The 16,845-nt window shown below is 42.2% G+C and carries 22 protein-coding genes, 2 tRNA genes and 1 riboswitch; of the genes, 22 read left to right on the forward strand and 2 right to left on the reverse strand.

Going from position 1 to position 16,845, the window contains the following annotated elements; translation table 11 throughout:
- Positions 1–17: 17 nt before the first annotated feature.
- Positions 18–185, reverse strand: a riboswitch (cobalamin riboswitch).
- 146 nt (positions 186–331) lie between these two features.
- The 15 genes from KF820_03880 to KF820_03950 all read left to right on the forward strand — a co-directional run bounded on the left by KF820_03880 (position 332) and on the right by KF820_03950 (position 10,847).
- The gene (locus KF820_03880) at positions 332–934 is read left to right on the forward strand and encodes a dCTP deaminase (GenBank protein MBX3457485.1); all 603 of its coding nucleotides are present in this window, start codon (positions 332–334) and stop codon (positions 932–934) included.
- 13 nt (positions 935–947) lie between these two features.
- A complete protein-coding gene (locus KF820_03885; GenBank protein MBX3457486.1) occupies positions 948–1,433 on the forward strand; it encodes a L,D-transpeptidase in 486 nt (161 codons plus the stop codon).
- 30 nt (positions 1,434–1,463) lie between these two features.
- Positions 1,464–2,741, forward strand: a complete 1,278-nt coding sequence (murA, locus tag KF820_03890; protein MBX3457487.1) for a UDP-N-acetylglucosamine 1-carboxyvinyltransferase — start codon at positions 1,464–1,466, stop codon at positions 2,739–2,741.
- Positions 2,742–3,561: 820 nt separating this feature from the next.
- A complete protein-coding gene (locus tag KF820_03895) occupies positions 3,562–4,848 on the forward strand; it encodes a cation:proton antiporter (GenBank protein MBX3457488.1) in 1,287 nt (428 codons plus the stop codon).
- Positions 4,832–5,494: a ribonuclease HII gene (locus tag KF820_03900; protein MBX3457489.1), complete on the forward strand. Its 663-nt coding sequence runs from the start codon at positions 4,832–4,834 to the stop codon at positions 5,492–5,494. Before KF820_03895 ends, KF820_03900 begins: the two co-directional genes overlap by 17 nt.
- 76 nt (positions 5,495–5,570) lie before the next feature.
- The gene (locus tag KF820_03905; protein ID MBX3457490.1) at positions 5,571–6,167 is read left to right on the forward strand and encodes a heme exporter protein CcmB; all 597 of its coding nucleotides are present in this window, start codon (positions 5,571–5,573) and stop codon (positions 6,165–6,167) included.
- Between the two features lie 2 nt (positions 6,168–6,169).
- On the forward strand, positions 6,170–6,889 hold the full coding sequence (gene ccmC, locus KF820_03910; protein ID MBX3457491.1) for a heme ABC transporter permease CcmC: 720 nt from the start codon (positions 6,170–6,172) through the stop codon (positions 6,887–6,889).
- A complete protein-coding gene (locus KF820_03915; GenBank protein MBX3457492.1) occupies positions 6,886–7,011 on the forward strand; it encodes a heme exporter protein CcmD in 126 nt (41 codons plus the stop codon). The genes ccmC and KF820_03915 overlap by 4 nt, the downstream gene beginning before the upstream one ends.
- Positions 7,008–7,406 carry a cytochrome c maturation protein CcmE gene (gene ccmE / locus KF820_03920; GenBank protein ID MBX3457493.1) on the forward strand — a complete coding sequence of 133 codons (399 nt, stop codon included), beginning with the start codon at positions 7,008–7,010 and terminating at the stop codon, positions 7,404–7,406. Before KF820_03915 ends, ccmE begins: the two co-directional genes overlap by 4 nt.
- A gap of 7 nt (positions 7,407–7,413) precedes the next feature.
- Complete coding sequence (locus KF820_03925) at positions 7,414–8,397, forward strand: TIGR00341 family protein (GenBank protein MBX3457494.1); 984 nt, start codon at positions 7,414–7,416, stop codon at positions 8,395–8,397.
- 55 nt (positions 8,398–8,452) lie between these two features.
- The gene (locus tag KF820_03930) at positions 8,453–8,620 is read left to right on the forward strand and encodes a nucleotidyltransferase domain-containing protein (GenBank protein ID MBX3457495.1); all 168 of its coding nucleotides are present in this window, start codon (positions 8,453–8,455) and stop codon (positions 8,618–8,620) included.
- A gap of 131 nt (positions 8,621–8,751) precedes the next feature.
- The gene (locus KF820_03935) at positions 8,752–9,180 is read left to right on the forward strand and encodes a nucleotidyltransferase substrate binding protein (GenBank protein MBX3457496.1); all 429 of its coding nucleotides are present in this window, start codon (positions 8,752–8,754) and stop codon (positions 9,178–9,180) included.
- A gap of 97 nt (positions 9,181–9,277) precedes the next feature.
- Positions 9,278–9,727 carry a nucleoside deaminase gene (locus KF820_03940; GenBank protein ID MBX3457497.1) on the forward strand — a complete coding sequence of 150 codons (450 nt, stop codon included), beginning with the start codon at positions 9,278–9,280 and terminating at the stop codon, positions 9,725–9,727.
- Positions 9,728–9,782: 55 nt separating this feature from the next.
- Positions 9,783–10,319 (forward strand): glycine zipper 2TM domain-containing protein, encoded by a 537-nt coding sequence (locus KF820_03945; GenBank protein MBX3457498.1) that lies wholly within the window; start codon positions 9,783–9,785, stop codon positions 10,317–10,319.
- Between the two features lie 12 nt (positions 10,320–10,331).
- The gene (locus KF820_03950) at positions 10,332–10,847 is read left to right on the forward strand and encodes a L,D-transpeptidase family protein (protein MBX3457499.1); all 516 of its coding nucleotides are present in this window, start codon (positions 10,332–10,334) and stop codon (positions 10,845–10,847) included.
- A 192-nt stretch (positions 10,848–11,039) separates the two neighbouring features.
- Here KF820_03950 and KF820_03955 read toward each other — a convergent pair.
- Both KF820_03955 and KF820_03960 read right to left on the reverse strand, forming a co-directional pair.
- Positions 11,040–11,115, reverse strand: a tRNA-Glu gene (locus KF820_03955).
- Positions 11,116–11,212: 97 nt separating this feature from the next.
- Positions 11,213–11,286: transfer RNA gene (locus tag KF820_03960), tRNA-Cys, on the reverse strand.
- Between the two features lie 64 nt (positions 11,287–11,350).
- On the opposite strand from KF820_03960, the gene KF820_03965 reads away from it, so the two are divergent.
- The 7 genes from KF820_03965 to KF820_03995 all read left to right on the forward strand — a co-directional run bounded on the left by KF820_03965 (position 11,351) and on the right by KF820_03995 (position 16,833).
- Entirely contained in the window at positions 11,351–11,671 is a 321-nt protein-coding gene (locus KF820_03965; GenBank protein MBX3457500.1) for a rhodanese-like domain-containing protein, read from the forward strand.
- A 12-nt stretch (positions 11,672–11,683) separates the two neighbouring features.
- Entirely contained in the window at positions 11,684–13,231 is a 1,548-nt protein-coding gene (locus tag KF820_03970; GenBank protein MBX3457501.1) for a TolC family outer membrane protein, read from the forward strand.
- A gap of 183 nt (positions 13,232–13,414) precedes the next feature.
- On the forward strand, positions 13,415–14,296 hold the full coding sequence (locus KF820_03975; GenBank protein MBX3457502.1) for an Hsp33 family molecular chaperone HslO: 882 nt from the start codon (positions 13,415–13,417) through the stop codon (positions 14,294–14,296).
- 13 nt (positions 14,297–14,309) lie between these two features.
- Positions 14,310–14,834 carry an acyloxyacyl hydrolase gene (locus tag KF820_03980; protein ID MBX3457503.1) on the forward strand — a complete coding sequence of 175 codons (525 nt, stop codon included), beginning with the start codon at positions 14,310–14,312 and terminating at the stop codon, positions 14,832–14,834.
- 16 nt (positions 14,835–14,850) lie between these two features.
- A complete protein-coding gene (locus tag KF820_03985; GenBank protein ID MBX3457504.1) occupies positions 14,851–15,168 on the forward strand; it encodes a DUF2312 domain-containing protein in 318 nt (105 codons plus the stop codon).
- Positions 15,169–15,232: 64 nt separating this feature from the next.
- Positions 15,233–16,375, forward strand: a complete 1,143-nt coding sequence (locus tag KF820_03990; protein MBX3457505.1) for a coproporphyrinogen III oxidase — start codon at positions 15,233–15,235, stop codon at positions 16,373–16,375.
- Entirely contained in the window at positions 16,372–16,833 is a 462-nt protein-coding gene (locus KF820_03995) for a RidA family protein (protein ID MBX3457506.1), read from the forward strand. Before KF820_03990 ends, KF820_03995 begins: the two co-directional genes overlap by 4 nt.
- The last annotated feature ends 12 nt before the right edge of the window (positions 16,834–16,845 follow it).

The following is a 16,845-nucleotide window of genomic DNA, read 5'->3' on the forward strand; positions in this document are numbered from 1 at the left end:
AAAAGTCACTCGCTTTTGGAAACGTGGTATTTATCAGCAGGTCTCCTGACTCGTGATTCTCACCTTATGCCGCCTTCCCGGAATCTCTCCAGTGGCTTAATGAGCATAAGACTCCCACTTACAGTTGCGAGGACAGTCACGGGATTGCACCGTATTCCCTATACGCTAATGGGGTCATTATGCGTGACTTTGGATTAAGATACAACGGTGTTTTATTGACTCAAAATAAAAACTCACCACCCTGACCTATCATCCTATAAAAACCGCTAGACAGCTGAAAATAAATCCTGTTACCCTGAAGCATAAGAGTGTGTATAAAAAGGAAATTTAGATGTCTGTCACAGCAATTCAAGAACAACTACAAAATGCACAAATCAATGGCGGAATCCTTCCGGATTCGTGGATCCGGGAGCAATCTCTTAAGCACGGAATGATTGAACCGTTTGTTGAAAAACAAGTTCGACAAGATGTCATTTCTTATGGTGTTTCATCTTATGGTTATGATGCACGGTGTGCCCCGGAATTCAAAATTTTTACCAACGTCCATAATGCAATCGTTGACCCTAAAAACTTCACAGACACAAGTTTTGTTGAAAAAGAAACAGATGTTTGCATTATCCCACCCAATAGTTTTGTTCTAGCACGAACAGTTGAATACTTCCGCATTCCCCGTGATGTATTAGTTATTTGTCTTGGCAAATCAACTTATGCTCGCTGTGGCATCATTGTGAATGTCACCCCACTAGAACCTGAATGGGAAGGTCACGTTACCTTAGAATTCTCAAATACAACCCCTTTACCTGCAAAAATTTATGCGAACGAAGGCGTCTGCCAATTCTTATTCCTAAAAGGAACGAGCGATTGCGAAGTCTCCTATGCTGACCGAAGCGGTAAATATATGGGGCAACGCGGGGTAACCTTGCCTCGCCTATAAGAGGGCACCATCAATGATTAAGTCCGTGATAATGACAATATTACTCAGCATACCTACCTATGCACAAGTAGACAGCATTGAAATTATCAAACACCGTCACGAACTTAATCTTGTCAAGGACGACAAAATTGTCAAAACATTTTCAATTGCCTTAGGACGACAGGCTCAAGGTCGAAAAGTTGATCGCAATGACAAACGAACCCCTGAAGGGATTTATAAAGTCAAACGAAAACTAGATGGAACCGAGTATCACAAAAGCCTTGTCATCAATTACCCAACCCCCGAGGAAAAGGCTGACGCCAGAGCAAGAGGCGTTGATATCGGTGACCATTTGTGTATTCATGGGATGCGGTCATATCTCTCTTACATGCCCAACTTTATGCAAAAGCTTCATCGATGGGTTGATTGGACGGCAGGATGCGTTGCTTTAACTGACTCAGAAATAGATGAAATATTTGAAGAAGTTGAAGTTGGGACACCTGTTGTGATATATGAATAAGAAATACGTTAACTTACAGTTGGATACATCATGGATCAGATTCGCATCATTGGCGGGACACCGTTACAAGGAACTATTGAAATAAGCGGCGCCAAAAATGCAGCTCTTCCGTTACTCGCAGCCTCCTTATTAAGCTCAGAGACACTGGAATTATCAAACGTTCCTGACCTTGCTGATATCCATTCTTTAGTTGAATTATTAACTCAACATGGCGTTGTTTGTCAGTGGGATTTAAAAACAAAAACCCTTAGTCTCACGGCGCAAACCATTGCCAATACCACAGCTCCCTATGACATCGTTCGCAAAATGCGCGCCTCGATTCTGGTTTTGGGTCCTCTTTTAGCGCGGTGTGGCGAAGCAAAAGTATCGCTGCCCGGCGGATGTTCCATTGGAACTCGACCTGTTGATATTCATTTAAGCGGTCTTGAAGAATTAGGCGCCCTAATCGAACTCAAAGATGGGTATATCTTCGCCTCCGCTCCCACAGGATTAAAAGGGGCAATCATTACCATGCCGTTAGTATCTGTAACAGCGACAGAAAACTTGATGATGGCAGCAACCCTTGCCTCAGGCTCAACCAAACTTATTAATGCAGCGCGTGAACCAGAAATTATTGACCTTGCCAACTGCTTACGAGCCATGGGAGCAACCATTCACGGGGATGGGACGGATACAATCACGATCGATGGGGTTAAAGCGCTTCATTCAGCACAACACAGTGTTATCGCCGATCGGATTGAAACAGGAACATTTGCCATTGCAGCACTCATCACAAAAGGTGAACTCTACCTTAAAAATACAAGCATAGACCTTTTGCCTTCGTTTATTTCCAGTCTACAAAAAGCAGGTGCACTTATTGAAAACGGACCGGATGGTTTTTGGGTTAAATCGTCAGGCCAACCGATTACGGGTGTTGATGTCATGACAGAACCATACCCCGGTTTTGCAACAGACTTGCAAGCACAAATGATGGCCCTGATGACAATATGCAGCGGGTCATCCATGATTACGGAAACTATATTTGAAAATCGTTTTATGCACGTCCCTGAACTTTGCCGCATGGGCGCAAACATCACCGTTCATGGATCAACATCCTTAGTACGGGGTGTTGACAGACTTAAAGGAGCGCCGGTCATGGCAACAGACCTACGAGCGTCAGTATCACTTGTTCTGGCAGGTCTCGCTGCGGAAGGTGAAACCGTGATTAGCCGTGTCTATCACTTGGATCGAGGATATGAACATATCGAAGAAAAACTCAGCAGATGCGGGGCTAAGATCGAGCGAGTTAAAGAAGTGTTGGCTGCATAAATAAAAAATAACACAGATGTTTTTACGAACAAGGTTGCACATGTCAGTTAGATATACAGCTTTGTTTATATTTCAAATAATTCAGCACTGGGTGTATGTTTGAGATTGGACAACAACACCAAAACATAAAAAAGCTCTATTGTATAGAGCTTTCTAACGCGGGAGTAATTACTTAAATCGCATAGTTTTTGATTATTGATTAGATTGTCTTTTGCTAACAAAAACAAATTCATTACAACCAAGCCCACCAGCACAGGTTTTAAGATAAGACAAACAAAAGCCTTTGTCTTGAAAATAGTGAAATACTTCTTCAGGCTTAGCGACTTCAAATGGATATCCTCCAACCCAATCAATCAGATTATAATAAGCAGAAATACCACGATTATTATCCTGATAATTAAACCAACTCTTTAACCGATTAACCGAAGAAAAAGTATCCTTAATAAAAGTAATAGTCCATTGCCTGAATAGAGTATAAATCTACAGAATTTTACGCATGACACAACCAGATGAATTATAGTTCTTTTTAACTCAAGCCCAACACTTTGAAGCACTCCCATTCATTATAAATTGAAATAATTCGACCTTAAGATATTTTTTTAAACTCTCCACAGCTTCTTGGATACGTGAGTTCGTCTAATTTCTTTAAGAAATTACTCTAATTCTTACCAAATTCAAGTCTTAACTCGTCAGCCATGTATTACATCTTTATATTACGCCAATTGCACCATATAACGTCATGACTTTAAACATAATATATACCAAATCATGGGCGTGATTCACATTGCCTTAAACCCCTTCTGTGTGCTAGGTTTAACCTATGCACCATGATATAAAACTCATTGAAATTACACTTGTACTCGTTGCGGCACTCGTCGGCGGCTTGGGTTTTGTACGTCTAAAACAACCACCAATCCTCGGATATATCCTTGCGGGAATTATCCTTGGTCCTTCCGGATTTGCTTATGTTGAAAGCCGGGAACTTGTTGAAACCATGGCTGAATTAGGTGTTTTACTCTTGCTTTTTGTTGTCGGGATGGAACTGAATTTACGCACATTCAAAAACGCATGGGTTCAAACGACAGTATGTACAGTTATGCAAATAATTATTAGTCTGGTTATTTCTTTTGGCCTAGCTCCTTTGTTTGGCTGGTCACTGGGCATGTCCTTACTTCTGGGATTTGTATTAGCTCTGTCATCAACAGCTGTTGTTGTCAACTTGCTAGAGCGAATCGGCGAAATGAAATCAGATTCAGGACAATTGGCCGTCGGTATTTTGATTGCACAGGACCTTGCCATTGTCCCGATGATTTTGGTTTTACGTAACCTCAATACAGGATCAATATTTGATCCGGGGTTACTAATTAAGCTGGGATCTTCTATTGCAATTATTGCAGGACTCATCGCGTATTTATCCCGAAAACAACGTGTTAGTATTCCCTTGACTCAAATTATCTCGGGTGAAAAAGATCTCACCCCATTGGCGAGCCTTGGGTTCTGCTTTGCAGCAGCAGCTATTTCGGGGCTGATGGGACTTTCAGCCGCATATGGTGCCTTTTTGGCAGGTCTTGTTCTAGGAAACACCCATGAACGTATTATTTTGCTTGAGACAACGAAACCCATTCAAAGCACTTTGTTAATGGTATTCTTCCTGTCTATTGGACTTTTGCTTGACCTCAATTTCATTAGTGAACACTGGGTTATGGTCACGGTCTTGCTGTTTGTCATCACCATTGGCAAAACAGCGATGAATATTGGCATCTTACGGTTACTGCGCCTACCGCGAACACAGTCTTTTTTAGTCGGGGTTGTTCTATCGCAATTGGGTGAATTTGCCTTTTTGCTAGCAACAGTCGGTTATCAATCAGGAATTATCGATGATCACGGTCAAAAACTTATTGTAGCGATGACAGTTCTGTCCTTAGGCTTTAGCCCGATTTGGCTTGCTTCCGCCCGACGCATCAAGGAACACGTTGATTCAAAAGCTTTAAGCTTTACAAAGCTATTAATCATGGCATTTGGTCCTGAGTTTAGTTGGGTGCAACATCGCCTTAGACGCAAACAAGCAAAACTGAATGAGATTATCGTCGATGACGAAGACGGTTAGACCAACTTTTGATCTAGAAAACACCTGTCAAGCTCGAGTTATTGCCGGACTCGATGAGGCAGGATGTGGGCCCCTTGCCGGCCCCGTCGTAGCAGGATCTCTTGTATTTTTCACACAAGAAATCCCAGATGAACTTAGCTCAATCGTTAATGACTCCAAAAAGCTGACTGAAAAAAAACGTCTGAAAGCTTATGATCTAATTCTTTCTTTAAAGGGGACTCTCTTAGATTTTGGCGTCGGGATTGCAACCATTGAAGAAATAGACTCATTAAACATTGGGCGGGCAACGCGTCTTGCTATGGAACGGGCTTTTTCTGGCTTACAAACGCAGCCGGAGTTTGCCCTTATCGACGGTATCCGCAAACCTAATCTGCCATGTCCGTCAATGACTGTCATCAAAGGGGATGCAACATCAACATCTATTGCCGCTGCATCGATTATAGCCAAGGTCACCCGAGATAAAATCATGCAAGATCTCGACAAACTTCACCCGAGTTACGGTTGGGCAAAGAATGCAGGCTATGGTACAGCTGCTCATATCAAAGCCATCCACGAATGCGGCATTACACCTCATCACCGAAAATCCTTTGAGCCAATCAAAAGCATGGTGGGTTCGCCTGTCCAAATGGATTTATTTAAAGCGTAACCCACCCACCATACTTCCATATTATTTTCGATTCCAGTACACTCATCGTATAATTGTTGTTAAAGACTATTTTTGTATGTTTACGTCTTGGGCCAAACTCATAATATTATACCTGATTGTTGGGGTTATTTGTACATTCCCCCTTAGCCAATCCCTCACCAAAATACACATCCCATTTGTTCTGATGATTTTGGGTATCATTGTTTTTATGAGCTATTTTCAAGGAACGTTCTTTGAAGATTTTCAGGATGATCATCTTGCTTGGTGCCTGGCACATAAAATGCCCCCTCTATCTTTAATCAGTCAAAAATTATGGGCAAGCTTCCTTTATTTAATCGTACCATTATGTATTGCTTATGTCTTTAATCTGCTCTTTTGGATTCCCTCAGCCCAATTACCAATCTATCTAACAGCGTTTAGCCTAACCCTATTAAGCCTAAGCGGGTGGTGTTTGTTGTTAACCCTGATTCAAGGAAAAAACCAGTCAATCTTAGCGATTTTCATCCTCCCTCTTGCAATTCCTTCACTGTTGATTGCTCAATCCTTATTCTCAGCCATTGCCCTAGGACAAGAAGCAAGTTATTATCTAGCTATGCAAGGGGGGATTGCATTGTTTTCCACGGCTATCTCTGCTCTGCTCAGTCCGTTTATTATTCGATCAATGTCGTGGTGACCATGCTTAAGTTTCTTCAGACCCCAACAAACCTCTTGGCCTGGAGCCAAAAATGGCAAAAACTCACTTTAGCCCTTGGCCTCTCATTAATCAGCATTGGTCTTTGGCTAGCCTTGTTTTGGTCTCCCATTGATTCTGTCCAAGGCGAAACTGTTCGCATTATGTACATTCATGTACCTGCCTCGTGGGGAGCCATGATGACTTATTTTGCCATGGCGATAACTTCTGGCTATGCTTTTATTAAACAAAACCCTATGGCTCATTGGGTAACTCGAGCTATGGCTCCTGTTGGTCTTGTCTTGTGTTTAATGAGTTTAATAACCGGTGCAATCTGGGGCAAACCAACTTGGGGAGATTGGTGGGTTTGGGATGCACGCCTCACATCCATGCTCATTTTATGCTTACTTTACGCATCCTATATGGTTACAGTTCACGTCATAAAGCCAGAGCAACAAGCGCTCAAAATTTCTGCAATTCTAGCAATTATAGGATCGATTAATCTTCCTATTATCAAATGGTCTGTAACTTGGTGGCACACACTTCATCAACCGGCAAGCATTCTAAGACTCTCAAAACCAGCCATACATTGGATGATGATGCTCCCACTTTTTGTCATGGCCTTCGGCCTAGCTTTTATCTGCTTTTATCTGTTTTTACAAATTTTGCAAAATGAATTACATCATCGTAAACTTGTAGCACAGCTCTTAAGGAAAAGTGAATGACTCAACTTTTTTATGTCTATCTCGCCTACACAGCTGCTTTGGTTGGTTTTATTAGCTTGACACTTTGGATAAGAATCAAAAAACACAAAATAAACAAGCAATTACAGGCATTATCAAAATGACCAAACAACAAAAGAATCGCCTTGTTTGGCTGAGTCTTGTTGCTCTTGCTATTCTAGGCGGATCCATCTTTATTTTCTCTGCCTTAAATCAATCGATGATGTATTTCGTTAACCCAACCGAACTTTTAGAGAAACCATACGGGATCTCTTTGAGATTAGGGGGGATGGTCGAAAAAGGATCAATTCTGCGTAAAAATCAGGATATGAAAATTAACTTTAATGTTACCGACTTCACAACAACAATTCCTGTGGTTTATCATGGAATTACGCCGGACTTATTTCAAGAGGGTCAGGGGGTTGTTGCTGATGGAACATGGGATGGTACTGTGTTTGTCGCCACAAAAATTTTGGCCAAGCATGATGAAAATTATATGCCGCCAACGATAACCAAATAGGACTATCATGGCATCTCCTCTTTTTTCAGCCCCTTTAAGCGACACAGAACGCCGAGAAATAGGGGTCACAGTCATCGGCCGTTCTAAATTGAGTGCTTCTTATCTTGGGATGAATGGCCTTGCCACCATCGTCGCATCCTATGGGTTGATGCAAAATAGCCCAGCAGTCATTATCGGCGCCATGTTAATTGCATCTCTGTTGGGCCCAATTATGGGTCTTGGCCTTGCAATGACCTATTCAAGTCCCTCTTTGTTAAAAACATCACTATTAAGTGAATCCATTGGTATTGTCTGGGTTTTCTTTATTGCCTATACCATCGGGAATTTACAACCAGAATTTAATATAACACCCGAAATGTATGCCCGCACAGCCCCCAATGTCATGGACCTAATTATTGCAGTCTCAGGCGGTCTTGCAGGCAGTTACGCTATCATGGACAAAAAGATTGACGCAGCCGTTGTCGGCGTTGCCATTGCCACTGCCCTTGTCCCGCCTTTGGCAACATGTGGTCTGTTGTTTGCAAAGGGTGAGTATCCCCTAGCTACAGGAAGTTTCATCCTCTTCTTCACCAACGTCATATCAATTATTGTAGGCGCTATCGTAATTTTTTGGTTTAAGGGATTTCGATATGAAAATTACGAAACAAAAACATGGATTTGGCCTGTAAGACTCTCCTTCTTTGTCATTTTCACAGGTATGACGATTTACCTGAGTCAAGTCTTCGTCAATATTGCCGACACTCAACGTTTTGAAACAAGAATCAAAAAGATTGTTCGACAAGAAATCCAATACCTTCCCCACACCTATATCTTAGATGTGAAATTCTTTCATCAGAAAAAGGGCAGAGAAAGCCAAATGTTGATTTACTCCCCCTCTTCGCCCACTCAAAAAACAATTAACCGTATAGAAGCACGGATCTTTGATGAGTTAGGCATAAAAATGAGGTTGAATTGGACCTATATTCACGCCTACGATGTCAAGTTGTCATAAAAGAGACTCTGTGTTAATCTCAAAATATCAATATGGGATCTAATTAGGACTTTATGTGAATCTCTATAAATACGCATTTTTCCAAAAACTCACCAGGATTAATACTATACAAGAGATTTGGCTTTATGGATCTTTTGCTCGTGGTGATTCAAATAGGAACTCTGATATTGACCTCGCTATAGTTGGCCAAAACTTATCTCAAGAAGACTGGCAGATCGCTTAAAGGTATGTCAATAATACAGATACACTTACAAAAATTGATTTGGTCTGGTACGATCAACTCGATACAACATCCCCACTTAAAAAAATATAGACCGCGATAAAAAACTACTTTTTAAACAAGGATCCTTTGAGATGGAAAAAGAATTCTGGATTGATTCACTGAATAAACTTGGTAAAGCAGTAGGTCGCCTCGATGAATTGGTAAATATGCCCGGCATTGATACCCTTGATTATCTCCGAGATGCGACAATACAACGTTTCGAATTCACAAGTGAACTTTACTGGAAAGTTCTTAGGAAAATTCTGGCCTATGAAGGTTTGTCGGCAGTGACACCCCGTGATGTCCTTAAAAGTTCCTATCAAGCAGGATTAATAACAGGCGATGCGATATGGCTTAAAATGCTCGATGATCGCAACAAGACATCACATGTTTACGCAGAAGAAATCATTATCGAAATTTTTAATCGGATTCGTCACGACTATATTCCGGTATTCATCTCTAACTACAAGAATCTGGCAGAAAAATACACCAATTCTAAAAGCACAGGAGTAACTGCATAACCAGATATTCACAGAATCTGTGGATAACCCTGTTAATTCATATTTCATATCTTAGTTTTATAATATAGAATCAACACGATATATAAGATGCTTAAGAATTAATCATATGTCTGATTTTATGAAACTAGCCTTAGATCAAGCTCGCCAAGCTCAGGCTCAAGATGAAGTCCCTATTGGTGCCATCATTGTTAAAGATGGACAAGTTATTGCCATGGCTCACAACCTATGTGAATGCTTAAAAGACCCAACAGCGCATGCTGAACTTCTGGCAATCCAAAAAGCTTGCTCTATTTTAGGCGAACCCCGCCTGACTGACTGTGAGCTTTACGTGACACTGGAGCCCTGCGCCATGTGTGCAGGAGCTATTAGCCATGCTCGACTCGCTAAGGTGGTCTATGCAGCCTATGACCCCAAAGGAGGGGCAGTAGACCATGGATCAACAGTCTTTCAATCCCCAACATGCCTTCATCGCCCTGAAGTGATTTCCGGCGTTATGGAAAATGAGTCTAAACAATTACTTCAAAGCTTTTTCATTGCAAAGCGATAAGTTCCATCTTATATGTAAAGAGAGTGTAAAACTCTTAACTTAAGCGAGTATTTAAATGAAAAAGATCCTTATGCTTTCAGCCGCAGTTCTTTCAGCTGCCAATTTAACAGGTTGTGCTCCTAAAATTGGTGGGAATGATTATTCAGTTGCAGGTTCAGGCGAAATCAGCGATACCAAACGCGGCATTATTATCGGAAAACGCATTGTTAATATTAATGCAAAAGATCCAGAACATCAAAATGATCCAAGTGTTGGTGCCCTTGCCGGTGGTGTGGGTGGTGCTGTTGCAGGATCTAATGTCGGCAAAGGACATGGCGCCGTTGCCGCAACCGCTATTGGTGCAATTGCTGGTGCAGTTGCTGGCCACTTTGCTGAACAAAAACTAACGGAACAACAAGGTTTCGAATACCAAGTTGAACTCGATAACGGTCAAATCTTGACTTTGGCACAGGGCGCAGACCTTGACATGCCAGTCGGACAACGTGTTCTTGTGATTACGCCAATGAAATCCGGCAACACAACGACCATTTATATGGGCGGACGCACCAACACAAGTCGTGCTCGTATTGTTCCCGATAATACCCGCCGCTAAAAGAAAGACGTGATGATTAGAACAACATTCCTAACCATCATCGGGGCCATTCTGTTGATTACACAGACAGAATCGGCCTCTTCTTCTATTAACATCCCCGATAATTCTATCAATAGAATTATCGTGTATAAATCTGATCGTAAATTAGAACTTCGATCTGACGACAATGTCATTAAAACCTATCGTATTGCCTTAGGTAAAAACCCAACTGGGCATAAACAACGCCAAGGGGATAATAAAACTCCCGAGGGGACCTATAAAATATCAGGTAAAAACCCAAATAGTAAATTTCACAAATCCCTTAGAATATCTTATCCCAATGAACAAGATATCCTTTGTGCTAAAAATAACTGTGTCAATCCGGGGAGAGACATCATGATCCATGGACTGGACAAAAAATCATCATGGATTGGTAAAGCGCATGTTGCTCGGGACTGGACCCACGGATGTATAGCTGTATCCAATGATGAAATAGATGAAATTTATCGCACAACTAAAGTAGGCGCAACTATCCAAATCCATGCCTAGCATTAATACTTTGTTAAGATTATCTCAGACTTAATTGCCAAAAAGCCAAGCATTTCGCCATTCCAGACATTCAAATTCCTAAAAAATAAATAAAATTTTAGCATTAATACTTTTTTAAGATAATACTCGCTAACGTGGAGTTATAAGGAGAAGTCTTATACGTTACTAAACTGTTGGGATATTTATCAAGAATGGCGTCCCCAACGGGATTCGAACCCGTGTTGCCGCCTTGAAAGGGCGATGTCCTAGGCCTCTAGACGATGGGGACTTGATGTATTGATTTTATAACGTGTTTGACTGGTGTTTGCAAGTGTTTTTTTTGAGGTTTCGTAAAAAAAATGATTTTTGGTGGAAAATTGGGAATTTGGAGGCCGGGACCGGAATCGAACCGACGTACAAGGATTTGCAGTCCTCTGCATAACCACTCTGCCACCCGGCCTCATAGATATTGTGATAGTAGACGGATATTGACAAAAGGTCAAGATATTCGTTGAGGAGGAATCATGAGCAAAGAAATTACAGCCCAGCAGCTTAAGCAAATGTTAGAAAAACGCGAAGAACTCACGCTGGTCGATCTTCGACCATCTTGGGAACAGCAACTTTGTGCCATCGACGGAAGTATGAATGTTCCGATGGACGACCTTCCCATGTATATGCACGAACTGCCCCAAGACAAAACGATTGTCATGGTCTGTCACCATGGTTCACGCAGCCGTCAAGCAGCCGCCTTTTTAAAAGGTTGCGGTTATAATAAAGTTGTTTGTCTTTCTGGTGGTATTGACACTTGGGCCAAAGACATAGACAAAGAAATGAAGCGTTATTAGAAAGATCCTATTATGCTGAAGAGATACGCGCTTTTAATATTCGGATTGCTCATATCTACACCGATTAGCGCAAAAGTGACGATCACTCACAAAGACCGCACATTTGTTGATGATATTCAGCGCCAAACAAAAAATGTACAAACTCTAGTCAAAAACCAAGCTCAAGGGATGTTAACTCTTGTAAGAAATTCATCAGAAAACAAAAATCGAGGACTTGACGATTCTATTTCACAAGCCATGATTGATGCTTATAAAACAAACCCCCAAATCAAAGCTCAACGTGCTGCTGTTCGGGCTTTGGATGAAGGCATGGTCCAAGCAAAAGCAGGTTGGCGCCCGACAATCAACGGAACGTTATCCGCAGGTATCGGTCGCAATAATTATTCAGGTGACACCATTGACGAAACAATCAACCGTCAACAAACAGCAACAACAGCCGCAAGAAATCAATTTCTCTCAGCAGGTGTTGAATTACGGCAAAATCTCTTTACAGGTGGCGGAACCGTTTACCAAACGCGTGAAGCGAAATCACGCGTCATGGCAGCAAGAGCAGCCCTTGCAGACGAAGAGCAAACCGTTCTTCTCCAAGCCTGTCAAGCCTACCTTGATCTAATGACCAACATTGCTGAACTGGAACTTCTTAAGCAGAACGAAGAAACACTTCGCAAAACCCTAGAAGCCACCATTCAAAAATATGATATCGGGGAAGAAACTCTAACAAGCAAAGCTCAAGCTGAAGGCCGTTATGCCGATGCAAAGGCCCGTCGCCAATCAGCTGAAGCAACTCTCGATGGAAGCCGGGCTACGTTTGAACGCATTACTTTTCGCAAACCCGGGTCATTAAGCAAACCAACCCTACCCTCCGGTATTCCCACATCACTTGATGAAGTCTTAGAACGGACACGTTTAAACTTCCCAAAGATTATTCAAGCCATGAATGACGAAATTGCTGCCCGTCACGCCGTTGACGTTCGCGAAAGTGAGTTATTACCAAAGTTAGATTTAATCGGCAACTCAAACGCCCGTCGCGATCGTAATAAAAACCGCCTGCAAGGAACGCAGTTTGAATTCAACAAGAACCCTCTAAACGATCGAACTTGGGGACATTCCCTGCAAGTTCAATTAACAGTCCCACTCTATGAAGCCGGCCTTACTCGATCCCAACGACGCCAAGCCGCGGAAACAGCAGAACAAGCCCGCATCGGCATAGAACGAATCCGGCGTGAATCAATGGAACAGGCAATCCAAGCTTGGAATCTGTACAAATCTGCCCATGCCAATCTAGAATTTTACCGCACTCAAGTCAGGGCAAACCAAGTCAGCCTTGATGGGACTCGAGAAGAATTAAATGTTGGTTCCAAGATTTTGCTGGATGTTCTCAATGCTATTAATCAGCTTGTTGAATCCCAACGAGCTCTTGTTCAAGCAGAACGTGATTATTATTTAGCAGCCTATCAACTTCTTTATTTCATGGGCGAATTAACAGCACGCGGACAAAAACTCAAAGTTGATTACTACGACCCTAAAACACACTACAACGCAACAAAAAATAGAATCTGATACTTCTTATCACCAAAAGTGTCAAAATCTGGTTATAAGCCTCTTTCTTGTCACCAGATTTGGTGATAAGGATCCCCCCTATTACCAAATTTCGCTATTTTTGGTGATAAGCAAGTTCTTGGCAGTTATTCCAAGCTATGCTAATCTTTGTGCAAGTGAAGCCCCAATCCAAATAAACAAGCAATGAATTCTTTCGATACTGTCGTTCCGTTTCAACTTGAAAACTCAGCCGTCCGTGGCCGACTTGTTCGCCTCGATGAACAAGCGTGGAAAATAATTGATCAACATGATTATCCTGAAATTGTCAACACCTACCTAGCACAAGGAACAGCCCTCGGGATTGCTCTTGCAAATTGCTTTAAATTTGACGGGCTGTTCACCCTGCAAATAACAGGCGATGGTCCTCTTCGTATCCTTGTTATCGACATTGAAGACCAAAAATTCGTTCGAGGCTGTGCCCGCTTTGATCGCGACCAAATAAACATGATCTCTGACCAAGACAGTAAGAACATTCAAAAAGTTTTTGGCCAAGGCACACTTGTCTTTACGATTGACCCAAAAACAGGTGATGACCGCTATCAAGGTGTCGTTGAATTAACAGGAACCACTCTATCCGAAACAACTCATCATTTCTTCCGGCAGTCTGAACAACTTGAAACAGGGATAGTCTTAGTACACGCTACTGAACGAGACTCTTTGGCCTGTGCAGCACTAATGATTCAAAGACTCCCACTTGCCCAAAATGTATCTCCTGAAGAAAAAGACGACGCTGATGATCAGTGGATTCATGCGTTAAGCATTGTCGGTAGCACAACACGTAAAGAATTACTGGACCCTACTCTCTCAAATAGTGATTTACTTTATCGTCTTTTCTGGGAAGGGGGCGTTCGCACTTATGACGTGCAAACAATCGAAGCGCGATGCCGCTGTTCTCAGGTTAAGATCAAAGAGATGTTAGATGGGTTCTCAGCCCTTGACCGCCAAGAAATGTTGTTCGAAGATAAAATAACGGTAACATGTGAATTCTGTGGTGTTGGTTATAGTTTTTCCGAGGATGATTTTTGAGATGAGGGATTGAGTGAAGGGATTTTTTTTAATAACATTGTGTCTGAGTTCTGCCCAAGCAGCCTTAAGCGTGTCACAAATCAAAGTCGGCGTTTTACGCAATGATGTTCGAGGCCTTGATCTACATCATCATTATGAAAAAGGTAATAACATTAATATCGAAACGCTATTCCCGGAATTATCCGGCGGTTTCTGGGATTGGATCTTCAATCCGGAACCAGCTTTTGGCCTCAATATCAATACCTATGGTGCAACAAGCCACATCTATGGGGGCATCAACTGGACAATTCATATGGGGCAATTTGTTTTGGAACCACAAATTGGTGGCGAAGTTCACAACGGAAAAACGAACCATAGTTCGACGAAAAAACATGCCCTCGGATCACGAATTTTATTCCACGAATCCCTATCTTTCGGTTATAAAATCACGAATAAATGGACAGGTTACCTAACAATTGACCATGCGTCAAACGCCCGCATAACACAACCCAATCCAGGTATCACCAGTGTTGGCCTCAGGATTGGCTATCGCTTTTAATTAAAGGAGTATAAGAATGCAAGTATTTAACAATTCATCAGCAAATCAACTAAAGCTTTTCATTGAAAAAGTGGAACGTCTTGAAGAAGAGAAATCTGAATTGATGGAAAACATCCGTGAAGTATTTTCAGAAGCAAAAGCGGTTGGGTTCGATGTTAAGGTCATGAAACAAATTGTCAAACTTCGCAAAATGAAGCACGAAGATGCGGCCGAACAAGAAGAATTGCTTGATATTTATAAGGCTGCTCTTGGCATGATTCCATCAGGTCGCATTATGGAAGATGATGCTTTGCCAGCACATACGGGCGAAGAAGAAACAGAAGAAGCCGCATAGTGCGGCTTTTTAACTTATTGCCTCTGAGCAGGGATTATGGCAGCTTAAAGAAAAAACAAACAAGATCATTATGTTAGCCCTTTATCTTCACTGGCCATTTTGCGCCTCTAAATGTCCCTATTGCGATTTTAATAGTCATGTCCGCAATACCATTGATCTTGACCAATGGCGGACAGCATTTATCAAAGAATTAAGACGTCATCACGAATTAATCGGTCCCAAAACAATCTCCAGCATATTCTTTGGGGGCGGAACTCCATCCTTGATGCCCCCTGCCCTAGTCAATGATATTCTATCAGAAATAAACAGTTTATGGGATGTCCCCGCCCATATAGAAATCACGCTCGAAGCGAATCCTAACAGTGTCGAAGTTGATAATTTTAAAGCCCTCGCCCAAGCTGGCATTAATCGTGTTTCACTGGGCATCCAATCCTTTAATCCTGATGATTTGAAATTTCTTGGCCGCCTGCATAGTGTTGATGAAGGGCGACGTGCTATAGAAACAGCTCAATCCTGTTTTAAACGTGTTTCATTCGATCTTATTTACGCTCGCCCGAATCAAACACTCGAGCAATGGGAATCAGAACTTAAGGATGCTTTGAGTTATGGCACCGAGCATCTATCCCTCTATCAATTGACAATTGAACCGGGTACCGCCTTTGCAACACGCCATGCACGCGGTGACTTTATTCTTCCGAACGAAGATCTGGCAGCTGATCTTTATGAAATGACGACAAATTTATGTGTTGAACAAGGCTTAATCAGTTATGAAGTATCAAATTACGCTAAACTTGGCTGCGAATCACAGCATAACCTTGCCTATTGGCGCTATCAAGACTACGCAGGTATCGGCCCCGGAGCCCATGGACGCCTCACATTAAATGGTCAAGGCCATGCCACAAAACAATTCCGCGCTCCTGAAACATGGCTCACCAATTGTATTGACCATAGCAATGGTTTTGACGAAGACCACCTTTTAACAGCAAGAGAACAAGCCAGCGAAATGCTCTTAATGGGACTCAGACTCAATCAGCCCTTTAATTTAAAACGCCTTCCTTGCTCAGCAAAAGAGGTCTTAGATTTTAATGCTATTGATCGTCTGGTCAAATCAGAAATGATGGTTTATGATGGAAATAACTTGATGGCAACCCCGCAAGGTCGGCTTTGCCTGAATGAGATATTAAGACTTATCCGGAGGCCTGAATGACCATTGAAGCAAAACTCCAAGAACTCAATATTACGCTACCTGATGTACCAAAAGCTGTTGCGAATTATGTTGGATACAAAATCGTCGGTAATCTTCTCATTATTTCAGGGCAATTACCATTTAAAGATGGGGCTATTCTTTACCCCGGTCACCTTGGTGATTATGTCTCCCTAGACCAAGGGATCGAAGCAGCCCGGCAATGCGCCATTAACGTCCTTGCACAACTAAAAACTGCTGTCAATGGTGATTGGTCACGGGTTCAACAATGCGTTCGTCTAGGTGGTTTTGTTGCCAGCACACCAGATTTTACAAAACACCCCCTTGTTATCAATGGCGCGTCCGATCTCATCGCGGATGTTCTGGGACAATCCGGGCGCCATGCACGTGCGGCCGTTGGTGTCGCAGCTTTACCGCTAGGTGCAAGTGTTGAAGTTGAAGCTATGTTTGAAATTGTATAAGGATACACATCC

The sequence above is a fragment of the Candidatus Paracaedibacteraceae bacterium genome (genome assembly GCA_019636055.1).
Classification (GTDB): domain Bacteria; phylum Pseudomonadota; class Alphaproteobacteria; order Paracaedibacterales; family Paracaedibacteraceae; genus Paracaedibacter.